This window comes from Lelliottia sp. AC1 (genome assembly GCF_023278595.1).
In the GTDB taxonomy this organism is placed as follows: domain Bacteria; phylum Pseudomonadota; class Gammaproteobacteria; order Enterobacterales; family Enterobacteriaceae; genus Enterobacter; species Enterobacter nimipressuralis.
Genome location: NZ_CP025699.1, coordinates 974,926 through 992,846 on the forward strand (window position 1 = coordinate 974,926; position 17,921 = coordinate 992,846).

A 17,921-nucleotide genomic window follows, 5' to 3' on the forward strand; every position below is an offset into this window, starting at 1 on the left:
GCAATCATTCATCCTGGCGCCTTGCTCGTTAATCCGGCACGAGAGGTGCATCGATAGCCAGCGGTCATCTTGCGTTTAAACGATGCGGGAGCCAGGATGTTTAGCGCTGTAATTACTGGCCTGTCAGGTTACTTTTGGGTTCAGTATGCGTTCCAGAAGCTTCCAGCCCAACTCTTTGCCCGTATGAAAGTTCTAACGTATTGCCGTCAGGGTCAGCGAAAAAGACAAAATATCCCACGGGATCACCAGCCTGAACCGGCTCTTTTCGCAGCACACCCTCTGCTCGCGCCATCGCCACTTTTTGGTCGATCGCTTCGATGCTTGAGCAAGCGACGCCAAGATGACCAAAACTTCCCAAAGGGGTATCAGTCACGACATCCGCCTGTACGAGGACCAGTGCAAATGGACGCGTTCGATCGCTGAGCCATGCCACTTTGCGTGCCTCTGGTACATCAGGCTCGCGTCTGTGAACAACCTCCATTCCGGCGTAGCGGTGATAGAAATCAATACTCTTATCCAAATCCCTGACGACAAACGCCACGTGGGTAAATCCAACGTCCACCTGTTTCATAAACCGAGTCCTTCTGTCTGAGTTCCAGATAAGCATCTTAAAAGCTCAAGTAAACTTCAGGTCAAGCCGGAAAGTGCTGTCGATTTACGCCATAAAATTGTGTTCGCGCAGTGCGTCAAGCCAGATTTGCTGGGGAGGGGAGATGAGCAGGGGGAGGTGAGTGAGGATGCGTTCCCGGCGCGAACCACGGATGAGACGGTATTACAGGTTCGCGCCGGGGCAGTGTGTTACTACTGCTTAATGACCATCAGGATCACACCAGGCATTCATTAACTGCACCAGGATGTATTTTAGCCCCAGCACAATGAGCAGGGAGAACAGAACTGTCACCACAATAATAGTCATCAGAAACTCCATGTAATCAGCTTTCTTCCCCAAAATCTTAGATCGTATTTTTCATTTGTCACGGTCCTGCAATCATTTTCCTTATCAAGGCGACACGAAGTATCCGTTCGGGTGCAGGCGAGGGTGTTGCGCTTATATTTGCTGCCATAGCGTTAACGGGCCTTCACACCCTGTGAACATTTGTCCCCTCGCTTTACACAGGCCTGAAAGTTGCTGCCCATCTCGGATAAAGACGAATGCGAAAATATCATTACTATCAATCACTTGAATTTTCTGGGTGGTGCTGCAAGTCGTCACAGAGTTCTTGTAACTCATTGACCAGTCTTGCTACATGGAAACCGTCGCATACGGAGTGATGCACCTGAACGGCGAAAGGCAACAATACTTTGCCATCTTGTTCGAAGTATTTTCCAAGCGTGAACATAGGGGCAAAAAAGTTCTGCATATTAGCCACATTGACGTTAAAGCTGGTAAAAGTTACCCAGGGAATACCGGATATGAAAAATATATTTTCCCGCGACTCTTCCTTAGGCCAATAAGCAGTATTATTGCTGTAGCGAGCCATGTCTTCTGAATATACTTTCTGGAAGTGATGAATATTGCCATCGTAATGGCTCCATAATGATGAAAAGGTCTCTGTTTCATTATGGAAAATGGTATAGTTTGGATGAACCTCATCCCACACGATAAGCTCATTGTCCTTCATCGCCATACGGAACTCCGGATGCCGGTTTACGATTTTGGAAATGAGGAAAATCATCGTTGGATAAAATTTCCAGCCAGCCTTTTTAATATGTTTTAGCAACGCCGTAATGTCTAATTGAACAGTCTGATTAAATGTCGATTGGGCGAAGGTCTGAAATATCTCAAAATGCTCTCTCCTTGCCCAACGAGATAAATCAACAGACGTATAATGTGGCGTTGTATTTTTCATCTTTTAACCTTTGATTCGCATTTATAAATAAGATGTTAGCATAAGATTTTTCGTCTATGAATGATGATTATGAGTCCTAAAGCCTTTAGAGAACAAACGCATTTGCCACAGTCGTTCCTCCTTATACAGGAGCACATAAAGGTGAAATATGTCAGAAGATCAGCCCCGGTTGCGCTATCTTGTCGTGCTCTCCTGCCCTAAAAATGTCGCAGGATTTCCGCCTGGGAGTAGCCTTCGTTGTGCCATGATAGGGGCGTGTCAGCTACTCCTGCGTGGACAGGTAACTGAATGCACCTGCCGTTCAGCCGGAAAGTACCGGAACTGCCGTTGATGAAGGCTTTGTTGCGAGTGAGTCAGAAGTCAGCCAGACATTTTTTTCTCAATAATGTGGAATTTTATCCAACAAACTGACAAACGTCAGGCTTGCATCAAAGCCCTCTCTCTTTACCACAACACGGCCCTGGGCCTGCACCAAACACTAAGCATTAATATTTGTGTGGGTTTATTTGCGCTAACCAAACACATAGATTATTGTTTGTACAGACATGGTTAGATTTAATGCACTTAAAATAACAGTATCAACCTTGATTAATCATCACTAAACAACTAAAATTTCATAACACATTGATTTTATGCATTAAATTATAATTTTCTTAATGCATTGTTATTCTCCAGACAGCATGTATAAATAGCATAATAACTAAATTATAATTCTTTTATATTTGACGGATGGGTAGATAAAATGAAGTTAATTGTCATGTTGTTCAGCTTAGTGATTGCGTCGCAGGCTATGGCGGGGGAGCTTCCCAAACCTACCGGGAAAGTCCTTTTAACCATGTCAGGTAATATCGAAAATACAAACGAAGAGGGCAAAGCCGTTTTTGATGTCGCCAGCCTTGAAAAGCTGGGTATGGTCAGTTTCCAGACCGCCTCTCCCTGGTACAATGGGCGTACAACCTTTACGGGTATTCCGCTGAAAAAACTCATGGATTATGTAGGCGCCAAAGGCTCTATCGTTAAGGTTACTGCACTTAATGACTACACCACCGTTATCCCTCTCAGTGACTTCCAAAAATACAATGTGATCCTTGCCTTAAAAATTAATGGCGAATACATGCGGGTTCGCGACAAAGGTCCGCTATTCATCGTCTATCCCTATGACAGCGAACCCGAGCTGAATAATCAGGTGTTTTATTCAAGGTCAGCATGGCAGGTCAGCAAAATGAGCATTGAGTAGGATTTCAGAAGAACAACATGAACAGAATACTGGCTGCCATAATATTCTCTCTTTTTATATTTACAGGATATATCTCTTTTCTTGTGCACGAAAGACAGCAGGAATTGCAGAAACTGACGCACTACGCCAGTTCATGGTCTGCTGGACAGCTGGTCTCGGAGTATTATCGGTTCGAATCATGGCTCAGTCTTTACACTATTGATGAGTCGATGACACTCGACGATGTGCGCCTGCACCTCGATATTATGCTCAGCCAGAGTGATTTATTAAAGCAGGGAGATTTAGGGCAGTATATAAATAGCAATGAATCACTTCATGAACTTGCTGTAAAACTCGACAATACCCTTAATTATCTGGATACACATCTTGAGACAATGACCCGTCCAGAACTTCAGAAATATCTACGGGTAATGTATTCGCTTGATGGACCATTAAGCCGCCTTTCATCCGGTGCGTTGAACAAAGATCTGAATCTGATTAACAACGCCAACAGTAAAATTCAAACGCTGTACTCTATTTATTCAGCGATTTCAGTTCTTTTGATAATACTGAGTGCGATACTGGGCGTGCTGATTTTTTATCAAAACAGAAATATTCTCAAAGCGCATATTCAGGTTAAGAGCCTCGCTGGAGAGCTTCAGGAATCTAAAGAAAAACTGCAAATCCAGAATACCAAGCTGGAGTATGACGTCTACCATGACCCGCTCACGGAGCTGAGTAACAGACTGTTTTTCTGGGATAATTTAAACAAAACCATCAAGCTGGCAGACGCTAATAAAAGCTCTGTGACCGTGATGTTGTTTGATTTAGACCGATTCAAAGAGGTCAATGACACCTATGGTCATGATGCCGGTGATATGTTATTGCGTCTGATCGCTCAGCGACTTATTTCGATGGGGCTTCCTTCGGATATGCTATATCGCTTAGGGGGCGATGAGTTTGCATTCCTCACGAGCGATCTGGCAGAAAGTCAGGCTGTTTCGATGGCGCAAAAGATATGCGATTGTATTAACCAGCCCTACACAATTTATAGCGCGGTTATAAACATAACCACCTGTGTGGGCATTGTTAACTCAGAAACTGAGCGCCGTTCCGACTATCTCTATAAATTTGCTGACCTGGCCCTTTATGAAGCCAAAAATGAAGGCGCTGGCAAAATTAAAGTCTTCCGCCAGCGCATGTTAGATAAGCTGCTGGAAAGCAGAACGCTTGAGCATGATATGGCGCAGGCCTTAGTGAATAAAGAATTCGTGGTTTATTATCAACCGATTGTGGATTCGTACAGTCGGGAAATTTACAGCTATGAAGCTCTTATTCGCTGGATGCATCCGCGAAAGGGGCTTTTGTCGCCTGATACCTTTATTCCTGTTGCTGAAAAAACCGGAATGATTAGCGAGATGGGCAAATCGGTGCTTGAAATGGCCTGTCGGGAAGCGGCTTCCTGGGCTGTTCCGGTTAAAATTTCAGTAAACGTTTCTCCTGTCCAGCTCAGCAGCAAAACCTTTGCAGGAATAGTGATGTCTATCCTGAAAGAAACAGGGCTTGCGGCTGACCGTCTTGAGCTGGAAGTGACGGAGTCCTCTCTCTTTACTGACAACAATACGCCTCTGAATACGCTTAATAAGCTCAGAGCCCTGGGCGTGAAAATCTCCATCGACGATTTTGGTACGGGCTACTCCTCTCTTTCCCGTCTGAGCCGACTTGCCTTTGATAAAATCAAAATAGACAAATCCTTTGTGAATTCGATATCCACACAGGGAGACGCCCTTAATATCATTAAACTCATCACCGGCATGGCGAAATCCCTCAGTATGAAAACGATTGCCGAGGGTGTTGAAACCCAGGAACAGCTGGAAAGTCTTCAGGCGCTGGGCTGCGATTTCGCACAAGGCTATCTGTTCAGTAAACCTCTGCCGTTTATCGCCGGAGAAATCAAAAACGGTGAATTCTCAAACGATCCTTCTACCCTGTTAAAGGCCCCGCATGGCTGAATAATCCCCATTGCGCGCGACCGTTCCTCGCGCTAAGCGGCCAGTCGCGTTCAACCGTTTTCCGCTGAGGCCAGTTCACTTTATACAACGGATGTTTGTATTGAGCCCTCAATAATGAAGGCTCGATGCCTCCTCTTCCTGATGCACTCATGCAGATCGTTTTCCTCCAGGAATTGACGGGCTAAATCAGTGGGGAAATGCACTGTTTTTCCGGCTTATTTCAGGGCACAAATCAGGCCGCATCTTCTGCAACGATGTCAATATTTCCCCCTTTCCATCAAACAAAAAGTCTACAAAACTAGACATCTGTCGAATTTTCATCTTAAAGTCCCCCTCCGGGCACTAGACAAAACCATCGTCCGGTTATCAAATGGTTAAATAATATTTCGCTGGATGTAAAGAAGTGGCCCTGGACCTGAAAGGCCAGCAAACAATCCAGCGTTGACGTGCAACACGACACACCTTTTCGGGAGAACTATGCAATCCACTGTTAATCAAAAAGAAAGCCGAACTTTCTTCGGCCATCCTTATCCGCTTGGCTCGCTCTTCTTTACGGAAATGTGGGAGCGCTTCTCGTTCTACGGCATTCGTCCGTTACTGATTCTGTTTATGGCCGCGACCGTTTATGACGGTGGGATGGGGCTGGCGCGCGAAAATGCGTCGGCGATTGTCGGGATCTTCGCAGGCAGCATGTATCTGGCCGCGCTGCCGGGTGGCTGGCTTGCGGATAACTGGCTCGGGCAGCAGCGCGCCGTCTGGTACGGTTCGATTCTGATTGCGCTCGGCCATCTCTCCATCGCGCTCTCGGCTTTCATGGGCAACAACCTGTTCTTTATCGGCCTGATGTTTATCGTCCTCGGTTCCGGTTTGTTCAAAACCTGTATCTCAGTGATGGTCGGGACGCTCTACAAGAAAGGCGATGCGCGTCGTGACGGCGGTTTCTCGCTGTTCTATATGGGCATCAACATGGGTTCATTTATCGCGCCGCTGATCTCCGGCTGGCTGATTAAAACCCACGGCTGGCACTGGGGCTTCGGCATCGGCGGTATCGGGATGCTGGTGGCGCTGGTGATCTTCCGTCTGTTTGCCGTTCCTTCGATGAAACGCTACGACAGCGAAGTCGGTCTGGACTCCACCTGGAACAGCCCGGTGTCAAAGAAAAACGGCGTCGGCGCCTGGCTGCTGGCACTGGCGGTGGGTGTGGCGGTGATCGTCACGCTGATTGCCCAGGGCATCATTGTGATCAACCCGGTCGCGGTTGCCAGCATGCTGGTGTACGTGATTGCTATCTCGGTCGCGCTCTACTTTATTTGGCTGTTTGTCTTTGCCGGTCTGAACCGCAAAGAGCGTGCGCGCCTGCTGGTGTGTTTCATCCTGCTGGTTTCGGCGGCCTTCTTCTGGTCGGCGTTTGAGCAGAAACCGACCTCATTCAACCTGTTTGCGAACGACTACACCAACCGCATGATCGGCGATTTTGAAATCCCTGCCGTGTGGTTCCAGTCGATCAACGCCCTGTTTATCATCCTGCTGGCACCGGTCTTTAGCTGGGCCTGGCCGATGATGGCGCAAAAAGGTGTGCGTCCAAGCAGCATGACCAAGTTTGTTATCGGTATTCTGTGCGCAGCGGCGGGCTTTGGCCTGATGATGCTGGCGGCGCAGAACGTCCTCAGCAACGGCGGCGCGGGTGTCTCTCCGATGTGGCTGGTGGGCAGTATCCTGATGCTGACCCTCGGCGAACTGTGCCTGAGCCCGATTGGTCTGGCGACCATGACCCTGCTGGCCCCGGAAAGAATGCGCGGGCAGATGATGGGCCTGTGGTTCTGCGCCAGCGCTCTGGGTAACCTCGCGGCGGGCCTGATCGGAGGTCACGTGAAAGCCGATCAGCTGGATATGCTGCCGGATCTCTTCGCACGCTGCTCCATCGCATTGCTGATTTGTGCCGCGGTACTGGCGGTGCTGATTGTGCCGGTGCGTCGGATGCTGGAAAACGCGCAGACCAAAACAGAGTCAAAACCGGTGACCAACGCCTGATAAGCGATGAATTGAGTCCCTACAAACCGGCGCATCTACGCCGGTTTTTTTGTTTTCAGCCCGCCGGGTAAGGTATAACCGTTCCAGAAACTTCTGCACACGAGACTCACGATGTCTGATGCCGCTGCCAAACATATCCTGACTATCTACGACACCCATGCCGATGCATTTGCGCGGTTACGTTCGCGTCATTTGATGGAAAAAGGCTGGCTCGATAAGTTTACCCGGCTGATCGGCGGCAAGGGGGCGATTCTGGATATCGGCTGCGGCAACGGGGTGCCGATAGCGGAACATTTTATCCGCCAGGGGTATCGGCTGACGGGCGTTGATGGTGCGCCCGGCATGCTGGCGCGGGCGCAACAGGCGTTTCCCGATCAGCGCTGGCTGCATCTGGATATGCGCCAGATGGCGCTCAATGAGACCTTCGACGGGCTGCTCGCCTGGGACAGTTTTTTCCACCTCTCGCCTGACGATCAGCGTCAGATGTTCCCCATTTTTGCCCGCCACAGCCGCTCCGGCAGCGTGCTGATGTTCACCAGCGGTACGGACAACGGGATCGCCATGGGGGAGTTTGAAGGCGAGCCGCTGTATCACGCCAGCCTGTCGCCTGACGAATACCGGCAACGGCTGGCGGATAACGGTTTTGCGGTGATTGAGGTGATGTTTGAGGATCCGGAGTGCGGCGGGCACTCGGTCTGGCTGTGCCAGGCCCGGTAAGACTCACCCCGCCTCCAGCATCCCAAAGCTCACAATCCGCGATCTCCCCAGCTCTTTGGCGCGATACAGCGCCACGTCTGCCGCACGCAGCAGGTTGTCGCTCTGGGCGTGCTGCGGATAGCTGGCGATGCCGATCGACACATCGACCGGGCCAATCTCCGCCAGACCGTAGCGCAGCGCCAGGGCGCGCACGCCTTCGTAAATCTCCGTGGCGCAGGCGTGAGCACCTTCTTCTCCCGTGTCCGTCAGCAGCGCCAGAAACTCTTCGCCGCCGTAACGGAAGGCGATGCCGTTGTCATGCACCGCACGCTGCACAATCGCCGCCACGCTTTTAATCACCTGATCGCCTGCCTCGTGGCCAAAGCGATCGTTAATACTTTTGAAGTGATCGATGTCGATCATCAGGCAGCTCAACGGCTCGTTGTTGCGCATTGCCTGGCTCATCAGCGTCTGCATTTTATCTTCGAGGTGATGGCGGTTACGCAGGCCAGTTAAGGGATCGTAGAGCGCTTTTTCCAGCAGGGCGTCGCGCAGACGCTGGTTGGCGAGCGCCAGCCCGAGCGCTTCGGCCATCAGCTCAAGATAGGCGCGTGACGAGGCGGTTTCCGGAGTGATGTTCTGGAACGAGAGCAAACCGATGGCCTCGCCCTGAGCGATCAGCGGCACGCAGAGCGACCGATCCGCCGCCGATTCCGGCAGGTGATAGCAGGCGATATCCGGCTCACCGTTGACCGGCGGATGGCTCTGGCCGCGACGCACGGCCCAGCAATCATCAGGATGGAAGGGGGGATGTTTCTCCTCAGGCGTCAGCCACTGGGCGACACAGCGCATCTGCCACGGATCGCGATCGAGGATATACAGCTGCCCGCTAATGCCCGGCGCGATATTCGGCGCAAACAGCTGGGCGACGTTAATCACGTCGGTGAAATTCTCACAGCCCTGCAGCCGCTGCGTCATACGCGCCAGCAGTTCGCGAATTGCCCAGTCCGCGTCGCGCTCTTTTTCCAGCTGCTGCCGCACCAGGCCGTTCTCGCGGAAAATGCGGATCGCCTGGGCCATATCGCCGATCTCATCGATCTGGCTAAAGTTTGGCGTCTCCACCGCGTAATCCTGCGACGCGAGGCGATGCACGACATCGCTCAGACGCACCACCGGGCGCAGCACGCGGCGCTTTAAAATAAAGCCCATTACAAACAAAAAGAGCAGGGCGGTCAGGCCGACCATCACTTCTGACAGGGTGCGCAGAATGCGGGACTTTTTTGTCGCCTCTTCCACGGCGTTGTGGGCGCGGCGATCCAGCATCAGGCGGAAATGGTCGATCTGATTCTGCACCCGCTCCAGCTCCTGCTCGTAGGGCTTACTGTAGAGCAGAATCACGGCCTGTCTCTCATCGCCGCGCGCCATGCTGGCGAGCGCCGCCTGCTGCTCATCCTGCAACTCATCGACCACCTGTAACCCTTCATGCAGCAGCGCCAGCTCTTCGCCGGTCGCGCCGTTATCTTTGAGTCGGGAGAGCCGGTGCTCAATGGGCTTACGGGACTGATCTTTTTGCTGATAGTCCTTCAGGGCATCGGGATCTTTATTGATGACATACAGGCGTGCCAAATCCGACAGCGCCCAGGCATCCGTTTCGACCTCTTCGCTCAACTGATCAAATATCTGGCGCTGTTCAACGGCCTGTCGCTCGGCGTTATCGGCATTTGAGGCCAGCAGCATGACCACGCCGGAAGCGAGAGTCAGACACACCGTGACGCCGTAGGCCCAGTTGGTTATGGTGGCAATTCGCACCTGTTGGATCCTTTTCAGCCGTTAGTGGGATAGCGTTCTTGAAATTATAGGAAACGCCTGATTTGGCGTGACAAAAAAATGGCGGCCCGTGGCCGCCAGTCTGTTATTTATCGTCACGCTTTCACAAATCGGGAGGATTTTTCCCCTCTTCGATGAACGCCTCGTCGATTTCGTCGACGTTCCCCGCGTGGTCGCGCCCGGAGAGCAAATTCCAGCAGGCGATAAACAGCGCGGCGACCAGCGGCCCGATGACAAATCCGTTGATGCCGTAAATCTCCATCCCGCCCAGGGTAGAGATCAGGATTAAATAGTCCGGCATTTTGGTGTCTTTCCCGACCAGCAGCGGACGCAGGATGTTATCCACCAGCCCGACGATAATCACGAAGAAGCCGACGATAAAGAACCCCTGCCACAGCTGCTGCGTGGCGAACAGGAAGATGGCGGCGGGCACCCAGATAATGGCCGAGCCGACGGCTGGAATGAGGGAGAGGAAGGCCATCAGCGCGCCCCACAGGACGCTGCCGTCGATACCGGCAATGTAAAAGGCGATCCCGCCCAGAATCCCCTGAACCACGGCCACCACGGCGGTGCCTTTAACGGTGGCACGCGAGACGGCGGCGAATTTGGCGAACAGATGCTGTTTAACAAAATCGGACAGCGGCAGCGAATCGAGGATCTGGCGCACCAGATAAGGCCCGTCTTTGAGCAGGAAAAACAGCAAATAGATCATCACACCAAAGCTAATCGCAAAGCCAAACGTCCCTTTGCCGATTAAGAAGGCGCTGCCCGCCAGATATTGACCGCCTTTCAGCGCCACATCTGACAGCTTTTGCTGGATCTGGCTGGCGTTATCCAGGTTGTGTTCGACGAGGAAGTTCCGCGCCCAGTCCGGCAGGTGTGAAAACAGGCTCGCCACCACCTCCGGAAACTGCGGATTGGTATGTTGGAGCTTGGTGTAAACCACGTTTAGCTCGATGGCCAGCGACGACAGGATCACGATCAGCGGCGTAAAGACGATCAGGCAGATCACCAGCAGCGTCAGCAGCGACGCCACACCGTTACGTTCACCCACCCATCCGCGCAGTTTGTTTTTCACCGGATGGAAAATGACCGCCAGGATTGACGCCCATAACACGGCGGAAAAGTAGGGGGCGAGGATATCGAAGAACGCCACTGAAACAATGGCGAGAATAAGAATGAAAAAACCTTTAGTCAGTCCGTTAAAGCGCATTAGCGAGTCCTGGTGGCTAAGAAACAGAGTCGACTATAGAACCCTTTGAGGGAATTACCAATTTTGTTACGGAGATCACCTTAACACCCGCCGGTCGGGAAAACGCCGTGCACCCGGCAAACCGCCCGCGCATCACGCGTTTGATGAGATGCGGGCCGCATGTGGCAACACCTTTATGTGTGAACTCGCCTTAGAACGTTACCACTTTCGACTGACCGAAGAAGTCAGCGCCCCGCGCCATGCTGTAAGTATCTGCTCTGTGGAGGTGCTTATGGCCTGGCGACCGATTCTCTACGTCATTCTCACTCATCACCCTCGTCTCAGCGCGCGCCGCGCCCGGCTGCGGCTGGTTCATGGCTAGCTTTTTGTTAACAATCACGGTATAACAAACCTTCTTTGGATGTTTAGATGTCCATACGTTTAGAAGGTAATATGCAAACAGAACAAGAAAATGGGCAGCTAAAGCGCACCATGAAAACCCGCCACCTGATTATGCTTTCGCTGGGTGGCGTGATTGGGACAGGGTTGTTTTTCAACACGGGTTACATCATCTCCACCACCGGTGCCGCCGGGACGCTGCTGGCGTATCTCATCGGCGCGCTGGTGGTATGGCTGGTGATGCAGTGCCTGGGGGAACTCTCCGTGGCGATGCCGGAAACCGGCGCGTTTCACGTTTATGCGGCGCGCTACCTCGGCCCGGCGACAGGGTATACGGTGGCGTGGCTCTACTGGCTCACCTGGACGGTCGCCCTCGGTTCGAGCTTTACCGCCGCAGGATTCTGTATGCAGTACTGGTTCCCGCAGGTTCCGGTATGGATCTGGTGCGTGGTCTTCTGCGCCGTCATTTTTGCCCTCAACGTCATCTCCACGCGCTTTTTCGCCGAAGGGGAATTCTGGTTCTCGCTGGTCAAAGTGATCACCATCATCGCCTTTATCATTCTGGGCGGGGCGGCAATTTTTGGTTTTATCCCGATGCAGGACGGCTCACCCGCGCCGGGGCTGGCGAATATCACCGCAGAAGGCTGGTTCCCGCATGGCGGTCTGCCGATCCTGATGACGATGGTGGCGGTCAACTTTGCCTTTTCAGGGACGGAGCTTATCGGTATCGCGGCGGGCGAAACGCAGAACCCGCATAAAGTGATTCCGGTGGCGATCCGCACCACCATCGCGCGGTTAATCATTTTCTTTATCGGCACCGTGTTTGTGCTGGCGGCGCTGATCCCCATGCAGCAGGCTGGCGTTGAAAAAAGCCCGTTCGTGCTGGTGTTCGAGAAAGTCGGCATTCCCTATGCGGCGGATATTTTTAACTTCGTGATCCTGACGGCGATCCTCTCGGCGGCCAACTCCGGGCTGTATGCGTCGGGGCGCATGTTGTGGTCACTTTCCAATGAAAAAACGCTGCCGCGCTGCTTTGCGCAGGTCAATAAAAACGGCGTCCCGCTGACGGCAATCTCCGTGAGTATGCTGGGCGGCGTTCTGGCGCTGTTCTCCAGCGTCATCGCGCCGGATACGGTGTTTGTCGCGCTCTCGGCTATTTCAGGTTTTGCGGTGGTGGCGGTGTGGATCAGCATCTGCGCGTCGCACTTTATGTTCCGCCGTCGCCATCTTCAGGCCGGAAAAACGCTGGGCGATCTGCAGTATCGCGCGCCGTGGTATCCGCTGGTTCCGGTGCTGGGTTTTGTGCTGTGCCTGGTGGCCTGCGTCGGGCTGGCGTTTGATCCGACCCAGCGTATTGCCCTTTACTGCGGGCTGCCGTTTGTCGCCCTGTGTTATGGTGCCTACTACCTGACTCAAACCTCAAAAACCCAGGAGCCTGAACATGTCGCAGAATAATCCGCTTACCTCCCTCCTAGAAACACAGCCCTTTATCGTGCTGGACGGAGCGATGGCGACGGAACTGGAAGCGCGCGGTTGTCACCTTGCCGACAGCCTATGGTCCGCCAAAGTGCTGGTGGAGAACCCGGAGCTGATCCGCGAAGTGCATCTCGATTATTTCCGCGCCGGCGCGCAGGTGGCGATCACCGCCAGCTATCAGGCGACGGCAGAAGGGTTTGCCGCACGCGGCTACGATGAAGCGCAATCCCGCGCGCTGATCGGCAAAAGCGTGGAGCTGGCGCGCAAGGCGCGTGAAGCCTGTCTGGCGGAAAACCCGCAGGCGGGCACGCTGCTGGTGGCCGGTTCCGTGGGGCCTTACGGCGCGTTTCTGGCGGACGGCTCTGAATATCGCGGGGATTACGTCCGAAGTGCTGCGGCGTTTACCGATTTTCACCGTTCGCGGGTAGAAGCCCTGCTCGATGCGGGGGCCGATCTGCTGGCCTGCGAAACGCTCCCCTCTTTTGCGGAGATCGCCGCGCTGGCGGCGCTGCTGGAAAGCTATCCCCGCGCGAAAGCGTGGTTCTCGTTTACCCTGCGCGACAGCGAGCATCTGAGCGACGGCACGCTGCTGCGGGAGGTAGTGGCTGCGCTGGCGGATAATCCGCAGATTGTGGCGCTGGGGATAAACTGTATTGCGCTGGAAAACACCACGGCGGCGCTTCAGCATCTGCACACGCTGACGGATCTACCGCTGGTGGTCTATCCGAATTCCGGTGAGCACTACGACGCGGTGAGCAAAACCTGGCACCATCACGGCGAAGCCTGTGAAACGCTGGCGGGGTACCTGCCGCAGTGGATTGCGGCAGGGGCGAAGCTGATTGGCGGGTGCTGTCGCACCACGCCGAAGGATATTGCTGAGCTTAAGGCTCTGCGCTAAGCATCGCCGGGCGGCGGCTTCGCCTGACCCGGCCTGTAAAACCCGAATGCCCGGCACGCGTAACGCCGCCGGGCAAACTCACGCCGCGTCTGCCAGCACAAACATGCCGTACGGGTGGATCTCCAGGTAGTAATGGTCGCCTTCGTTGGGCTGCAGACGCGTGGCGTTAACCTGCAGCAAAATCTCCTGCCCGTGCCACTCCACAATTACCTCGTACTGCGGCCCCATGTAGGCGACGTGACGAATAGTACAGCGCTGGCTGTCGTCTCCGCGTTCGCTCAGGGTGATGGCTTCCGGGCGCACGCCGACGGAGCCGGAACCTTCACGCGCAAAGTGCATCGGGCGCGGCAGACGATAGCCGTGGATCTCCACGTAATCGTCGCTGAAGCGGGCCGGGAACAGGTTTGCGTCGCCCATAAAGCTCGCCATAAAACGCGACGCGGGCTGGCGATAGAGATCCTGCGGCGAACCGATCTGCATAATATTGCCTTTGTTCATTACCAGCACCGTGTCCGACACCGCAAACGCCTCGCTCTGATCGTGCGTGACGTAGAGTGAAGTGATGTTGAACTGCTTTTGCAGCTCGCGAATTTTGTCGCGCATACTGCGGCGCAGGTTGGCGTCGAGGTTACTCAGCGGCTCATCAAACAGCAGCACTTTCGGTTTGAGGATCAGCGCGCGCGCGAGGGCCACGCGCTGCTGCTGGCCGCCGGAGATCTGATCGACATAGCGATCTTCAAATCCTTCCAGATCGACCATCGCCAGCGCCTCTTTCACCCGCGCTTTGGTTTCCGCGCGCGACACGCCGAGCATTTTCAGGCCGTAGCCGACGTTCTCACCCAGCGACATATGCGGAAACAGGGCGTAAGACTGGAACACCATGCAGATATCACGCTGCTGGATGGAGCGATGAGTCACATCCTCGCCATCAATCAGAATCTGCCCTTCAGTCGGCTTTTCCAGCCCGGCGACCAGGCGCAGGACGGTGGTTTTCCCACAGCCGGACGGGCCGAGGAGCGTCACCATCTGTCCCTGCGGGATCGCCAGGTTGATGTTCTCGATAACGGTATTATTCCCGAAGCGCTTGGTGACATTGCGCAGTTCAACGAAATGTTTCTGAGTCATAGTTTTACGCCTGGTTTTTAGCTTTGGAACGGGAGGTACGCGCCTCACCGATCAGCCAGTCAAAGAGGAAAATGATCGCCAGCATGACCACAATCAGGATTGAGCCGTAGGCAATCGCCACGCCGTATTCGCCGTCTTCCACGCGGTTCAGAATGTAGGCCGTGGCCACGCGGGTGTCGGGCGTGACGAGGAACACAATGGCGCTGACGGTAGTAATGGCACGCACGAAGCTGTAGATCAGCGCCGAAAGAATCGCCGGGCGCAACAGCGGCAGCAGAATGTGGGTGATGGTGCGCAGGGAGCCCGCACGCAGGCTAAGAGAGGCCTCATCGAGCGATTTGTCGATCTGCCCTAAGCCCGCAATCCCGGCGCGAATGCCGACCGGCACGTTACGCATCACCATCGAAATAATCACAATCGCCGCGGTGCCGGTGAGGTAAACCGGGGCGCTGTTAAAGGCCAGAATGTACGACACACCCGCCACGGTACCCGGCACTGCGAAGCACAGCATGGTGGTGAATTCGATGGTCTTTTTGCCTTTGAACTGCTGGCGCACGACGACCCAGGCGATCAGCAGACCAAAACCGGCGGTGATCGGCGCGGCGATCCCTGCGTAGAGCAGGGTATCGAGCAGTGAAGGCCATGCGCCGTCGCTCATGCCCTGGCCGAACAGCTTGATAAAGTTATCGAGCGTCAGGGTGTAATCCACGCCCCAGTTGACCGTAAAGCTGCCGTAGAAAATGCTACCGTAAAGCAGGGCGTTAAAGGCGATCCACACCGTCAGCAGGGCGACCACGCTCCACACCAGCGTCACCGGCAGGGGCTGCACGTCGCCACGGTAAGATTTGCCGGAGACCGTGACGTACGAGCGCTTGCCGATCCACATGTACTGAATGCAGAACACCAGCAGGGAGAAGACCAGCAGGAACGCGCCGAGGGTGCTGGCGGCCTGATAATCGAGCTGCGAGCCGGTGATGTAGAAGTAGATTTGGGTGGCTAATACGTCGAAGTTACCGCCGAGCACCAGCGGGTTACTGAAGTCGGCCAGCGACTGGACGATCACGATCAGAAACGCATTGGCGAGCGCCGGTTTCAGCAGCGGCACGAAGACGCCGTTAAAGGTCTGCCAGCGGCTGGCGCGCAGCGTATAGGACGCCTCTTCCAGCGAGGGATGAATGGTTTTGATCGCGCCGTCGAGGATCATAAAGGCCATCGGGGTAAACGCCAGCACCTGCGCCAGCCAGATACCGGTGAAACCGTACAGCCAGTTGGTGTTGGTCAGGCCGAACCAGTCGACCATCAGCTCGGTGATGTAGCCGGAGCGGCCCATCATCAGCGTCACGCCTAAACCCACCACAAACGGCGGGGTGACGATCGGCAGGATCGAGAAGATGCGGCCAATGATGGCGCTGCGTTTCGCGATGCGGGTGGTGTAGATCGCCAGCACCAGCCCGAAGAAAGTACAGCCGATACCGACGGCAATCGACAGCAGCACGGAGTTGATAATTACCTGCACGATGTGCGCCTGCGACAGCACATTCATAAAGGCCAGCGGGGCGAACTCCCCGGCGTCGTTGGTGAACATCGGAATGAAAATCGCGATGCTCGGCCAGACGATAAAGATGCCGATCAGGGCCACAATGGTGATCAGCGAGCCAATCACAAAGCGGTCGCCGCCCAGCCATTCCAGACGCGTCAGCGCCAGAGTCATAATCGCGCCGAGAGCAACGAACAGCACAATGGTGGCAAAGCCTAACCCGCGTCCTTCCACCGTAGCGCTGACGACGATAAAGGCCATGCACAGCAGCGCCCAACCGGCGTCGAGATAGTGGCGGCTGCGCTGCTCGCGCTTCGCTTCGTTAAACGGCCGCACCAGCAGCAGGCTTGGCAGCAAATACCACAGCCAGCTGATATTGAAATGGGACCAGCTGTAGGCGTCGAGAATCTCCTCGCGCGTCGACTCCAGCAGGCCGTAATCGAGGCTCCAGCTCGGCAGCAGCGCAAACGCCAGCCAGCCGACTAAAACCCACAGGAATACCGCATCCCGTTTTTTGACGGGATGAAGAGCGAGTGTGTGTGACATAAGTTTTCCGGGTGTTGAGGAAAATGTTGGCCGGGTCACGCGCAGACGCCACCCGGCATTGACCACGTATCGCGGGCTTATTTACCCATCTTCACGTCGCTGACCCATTTGTTGATCAGCGCTTTGCGCACATCCGTTGAGCCGTACTTGTCCATGTCGTAGCTAATCAGCTTCAGATCGTCGAGTTTCAGGGAGTTCGGCGACGTCTCGGCGGTGGTGTTGGTCAGGATTTGGTAGGATTTGCCTTTCTTCCACGCCAGCTCCTGCGCCTCTTTTGACAGCACCCAGTCCACGAACAGCTTCGCGTTCTCTTCGTTACGCGCGCCTTTCAGAATGCTGACACCGCCGATCTCATACCCGGTGCCTTCGCACGGCGAAATCAGCTCCAGCGGTGCGCCCTGTTCTTTTTCCAGCGAGTAGTCGTGCAGGAAACCAATGCCGATGGCCGTTTCACCGCGCGCGGCGTTACGCGCCGGGGCGATGCCGGATTTGGTGTACTGGGAGACATTGCCGTTGAGCTGTTTCAGATAGTCGAACGCCTGATCTTCGCCCCACAGCTGCACGAAGGTTGCCAGCGCGGTATAGGCGGTGCCGGAGCTTTGCGGATCGGCGATCTGGATCTCGCCTTTGTATTCCGGCTTGGTCAGATCTTTCCAGCACTTCGGTACCGGCAGGTTTTTCTCTTTCAGGCGCTGGGTGTTGACGCCAAAGCCCAAAATACCGACGTAAACGGCGGAGGAGAGGTTGCCTTTCACCTTGGCGGGATCGCGGAATTTCTCCATGATCTGCTCAAGATTTTTTGATTTGTATGGCTGCAGCAGCCCCATTTCCCCGGCCTGAGACTGAGGGTCCAGCGTGCCGCCGTACCAGACGTCTGCCTGCGGGTTTTTCTTCTCGGCATCGACTTTCGCCAGCGTGCTGCCGGAGCCGTTGCGGATAAACGAGGTTTTGACGTCGTACTTATCGCCGAACGCTTTGGTTTCGACTTCGCACATTTCGTTGGTGGCGCTGCAATAGACCACCAGACGGCCTTTGGCCTGTGCGGCACCGGTCAAGGTAGCCAGCGCGATCCCGGAAGCAATGAGGGTAGAGAGAAGCGTTGTTTTCATTATTCAG

The 17,921-nt window shown here is 54.4% G+C and carries 13 protein-coding genes; 6 read left to right on the top strand and 7 right to left on the bottom strand.

The features are described from left to right. Positions 1-112 precede the first annotated feature (112 nt). Positions 113-571, bottom strand: coding sequence for a VOC family protein (locus C0560_RS04580; RefSeq protein ID WP_248859722.1), 459 nt, complete (start codon positions 569-571; stop codon positions 113-115). 601 nt (positions 572-1,172) lie between these two features. Next, positions 1,173-1,850 carry a type A chloramphenicol O-acetyltransferase gene (gene catA, locus C0560_RS04585; RefSeq protein WP_248859723.1) on the bottom strand — a complete coding sequence of 226 codons (678 nt, stop codon included), beginning with the start codon at positions 1,848-1,850 and terminating at the stop codon, positions 1,173-1,175. A gap of 742 nt (positions 1,851-2,592) precedes the next feature. On the opposite strand from catA, the gene C0560_RS04590 reads away from it, so the two are divergent. The 4 genes from C0560_RS04590 (at position 2,593) to C0560_RS04605 (ending at position 7,826) form a co-directional block, all read left to right on the top strand. After that, entirely contained in the window at positions 2,593-3,087 is a 495-nt protein-coding gene (locus C0560_RS04590; protein ID WP_100777496.1) for a molybdopterin-dependent oxidoreductase, read from the top strand. Positions 3,088-3,104: 17 nt separating this feature from the next. After that, positions 3,105-5,078, top strand: coding sequence for a bifunctional diguanylate cyclase/phosphodiesterase (locus C0560_RS04595; RefSeq protein WP_248859724.1), 1,974 nt, complete (start codon positions 3,105-3,107; stop codon positions 5,076-5,078). Between the two features lie 477 nt (positions 5,079-5,555). Then, entirely contained in the window at positions 5,556-7,109 is a 1,554-nt protein-coding gene (locus C0560_RS04600) for a peptide MFS transporter (protein ID WP_107704186.1), read from the top strand. Between the two features lie 111 nt (positions 7,110-7,220). Continuing rightward, positions 7,221-7,826, top strand: coding sequence for a class I SAM-dependent methyltransferase (locus C0560_RS04605; RefSeq protein ID WP_248859725.1), 606 nt, complete (start codon positions 7,221-7,223; stop codon positions 7,824-7,826). A 3-nt stretch (positions 7,827-7,829) separates the two neighbouring features. Here C0560_RS04605 and C0560_RS04610 read toward each other — a convergent pair whose 3' ends face one another. Together C0560_RS04610 and C0560_RS04615 are read right to left on the bottom strand one after the other, a co-directional pair. Then, positions 7,830-9,614, bottom strand: a complete 1,785-nt coding sequence (locus C0560_RS04610; protein WP_248859727.1) for a diguanylate cyclase — start codon at positions 9,612-9,614, stop codon at positions 7,830-7,832. A 121-nt stretch (positions 9,615-9,735) separates the two neighbouring features. After that, on the bottom strand, positions 9,736-10,845 hold the full coding sequence (locus C0560_RS04615) for an AI-2E family transporter (protein WP_100777491.1): 1,110 nt from the start codon (positions 10,843-10,845) through the stop codon (positions 9,736-9,738). A gap of 432 nt (positions 10,846-11,277) precedes the next feature. Here C0560_RS04615 and mmuP point away from each other — a divergent pair, with 432 nt between their 5' ends. Both mmuP and mmuM read left to right on the top strand, forming a co-directional pair. Continuing rightward, complete coding sequence (mmuP, locus tag C0560_RS04620) at positions 11,278-12,678, top strand: S-methylmethionine permease (RefSeq protein WP_100777490.1); 1,401 nt, start codon at positions 11,278-11,280, stop codon at positions 12,676-12,678. Next, positions 12,665-13,597: a homocysteine S-methyltransferase gene (gene mmuM / locus C0560_RS04625; protein WP_248859729.1), complete on the top strand. Its 933-nt coding sequence runs from the start codon at positions 12,665-12,667 to the stop codon at positions 13,595-13,597. The genes mmuP and mmuM overlap by 14 nt, the downstream gene beginning before the upstream one ends. Before the next feature lie 78 nt (positions 13,598-13,675). Here mmuM and fbpC read toward each other — a convergent pair whose 3' ends face one another. The 3 genes from fbpC to C0560_RS04640 all read right to left on the bottom strand — a co-directional run bounded on the left by fbpC (position 13,676) and on the right by C0560_RS04640 (position 17,914). Continuing rightward, positions 13,676-14,722 carry a ferric ABC transporter ATP-binding protein gene (fbpC, locus tag C0560_RS04630; RefSeq protein ID WP_100777488.1) on the bottom strand — a complete coding sequence of 349 codons (1,047 nt, stop codon included), beginning with the start codon at positions 14,720-14,722 and terminating at the stop codon, positions 13,676-13,678. 4 nt (positions 14,723-14,726) lie between these two features. Further along, positions 14,727-16,805 (bottom strand): iron ABC transporter permease, encoded by a 2,079-nt coding sequence (locus C0560_RS04635; RefSeq protein WP_100777487.1) that lies wholly within the window; start codon positions 16,803-16,805, stop codon positions 14,727-14,729. A gap of 77 nt (positions 16,806-16,882) precedes the next feature. Next, positions 16,883-17,914 (bottom strand): ABC transporter substrate-binding protein, encoded by a 1,032-nt coding sequence (locus C0560_RS04640; protein WP_100777486.1) that lies wholly within the window; start codon positions 17,912-17,914, stop codon positions 16,883-16,885. Positions 17,915-17,921: the final 7 nt, after the last annotated feature.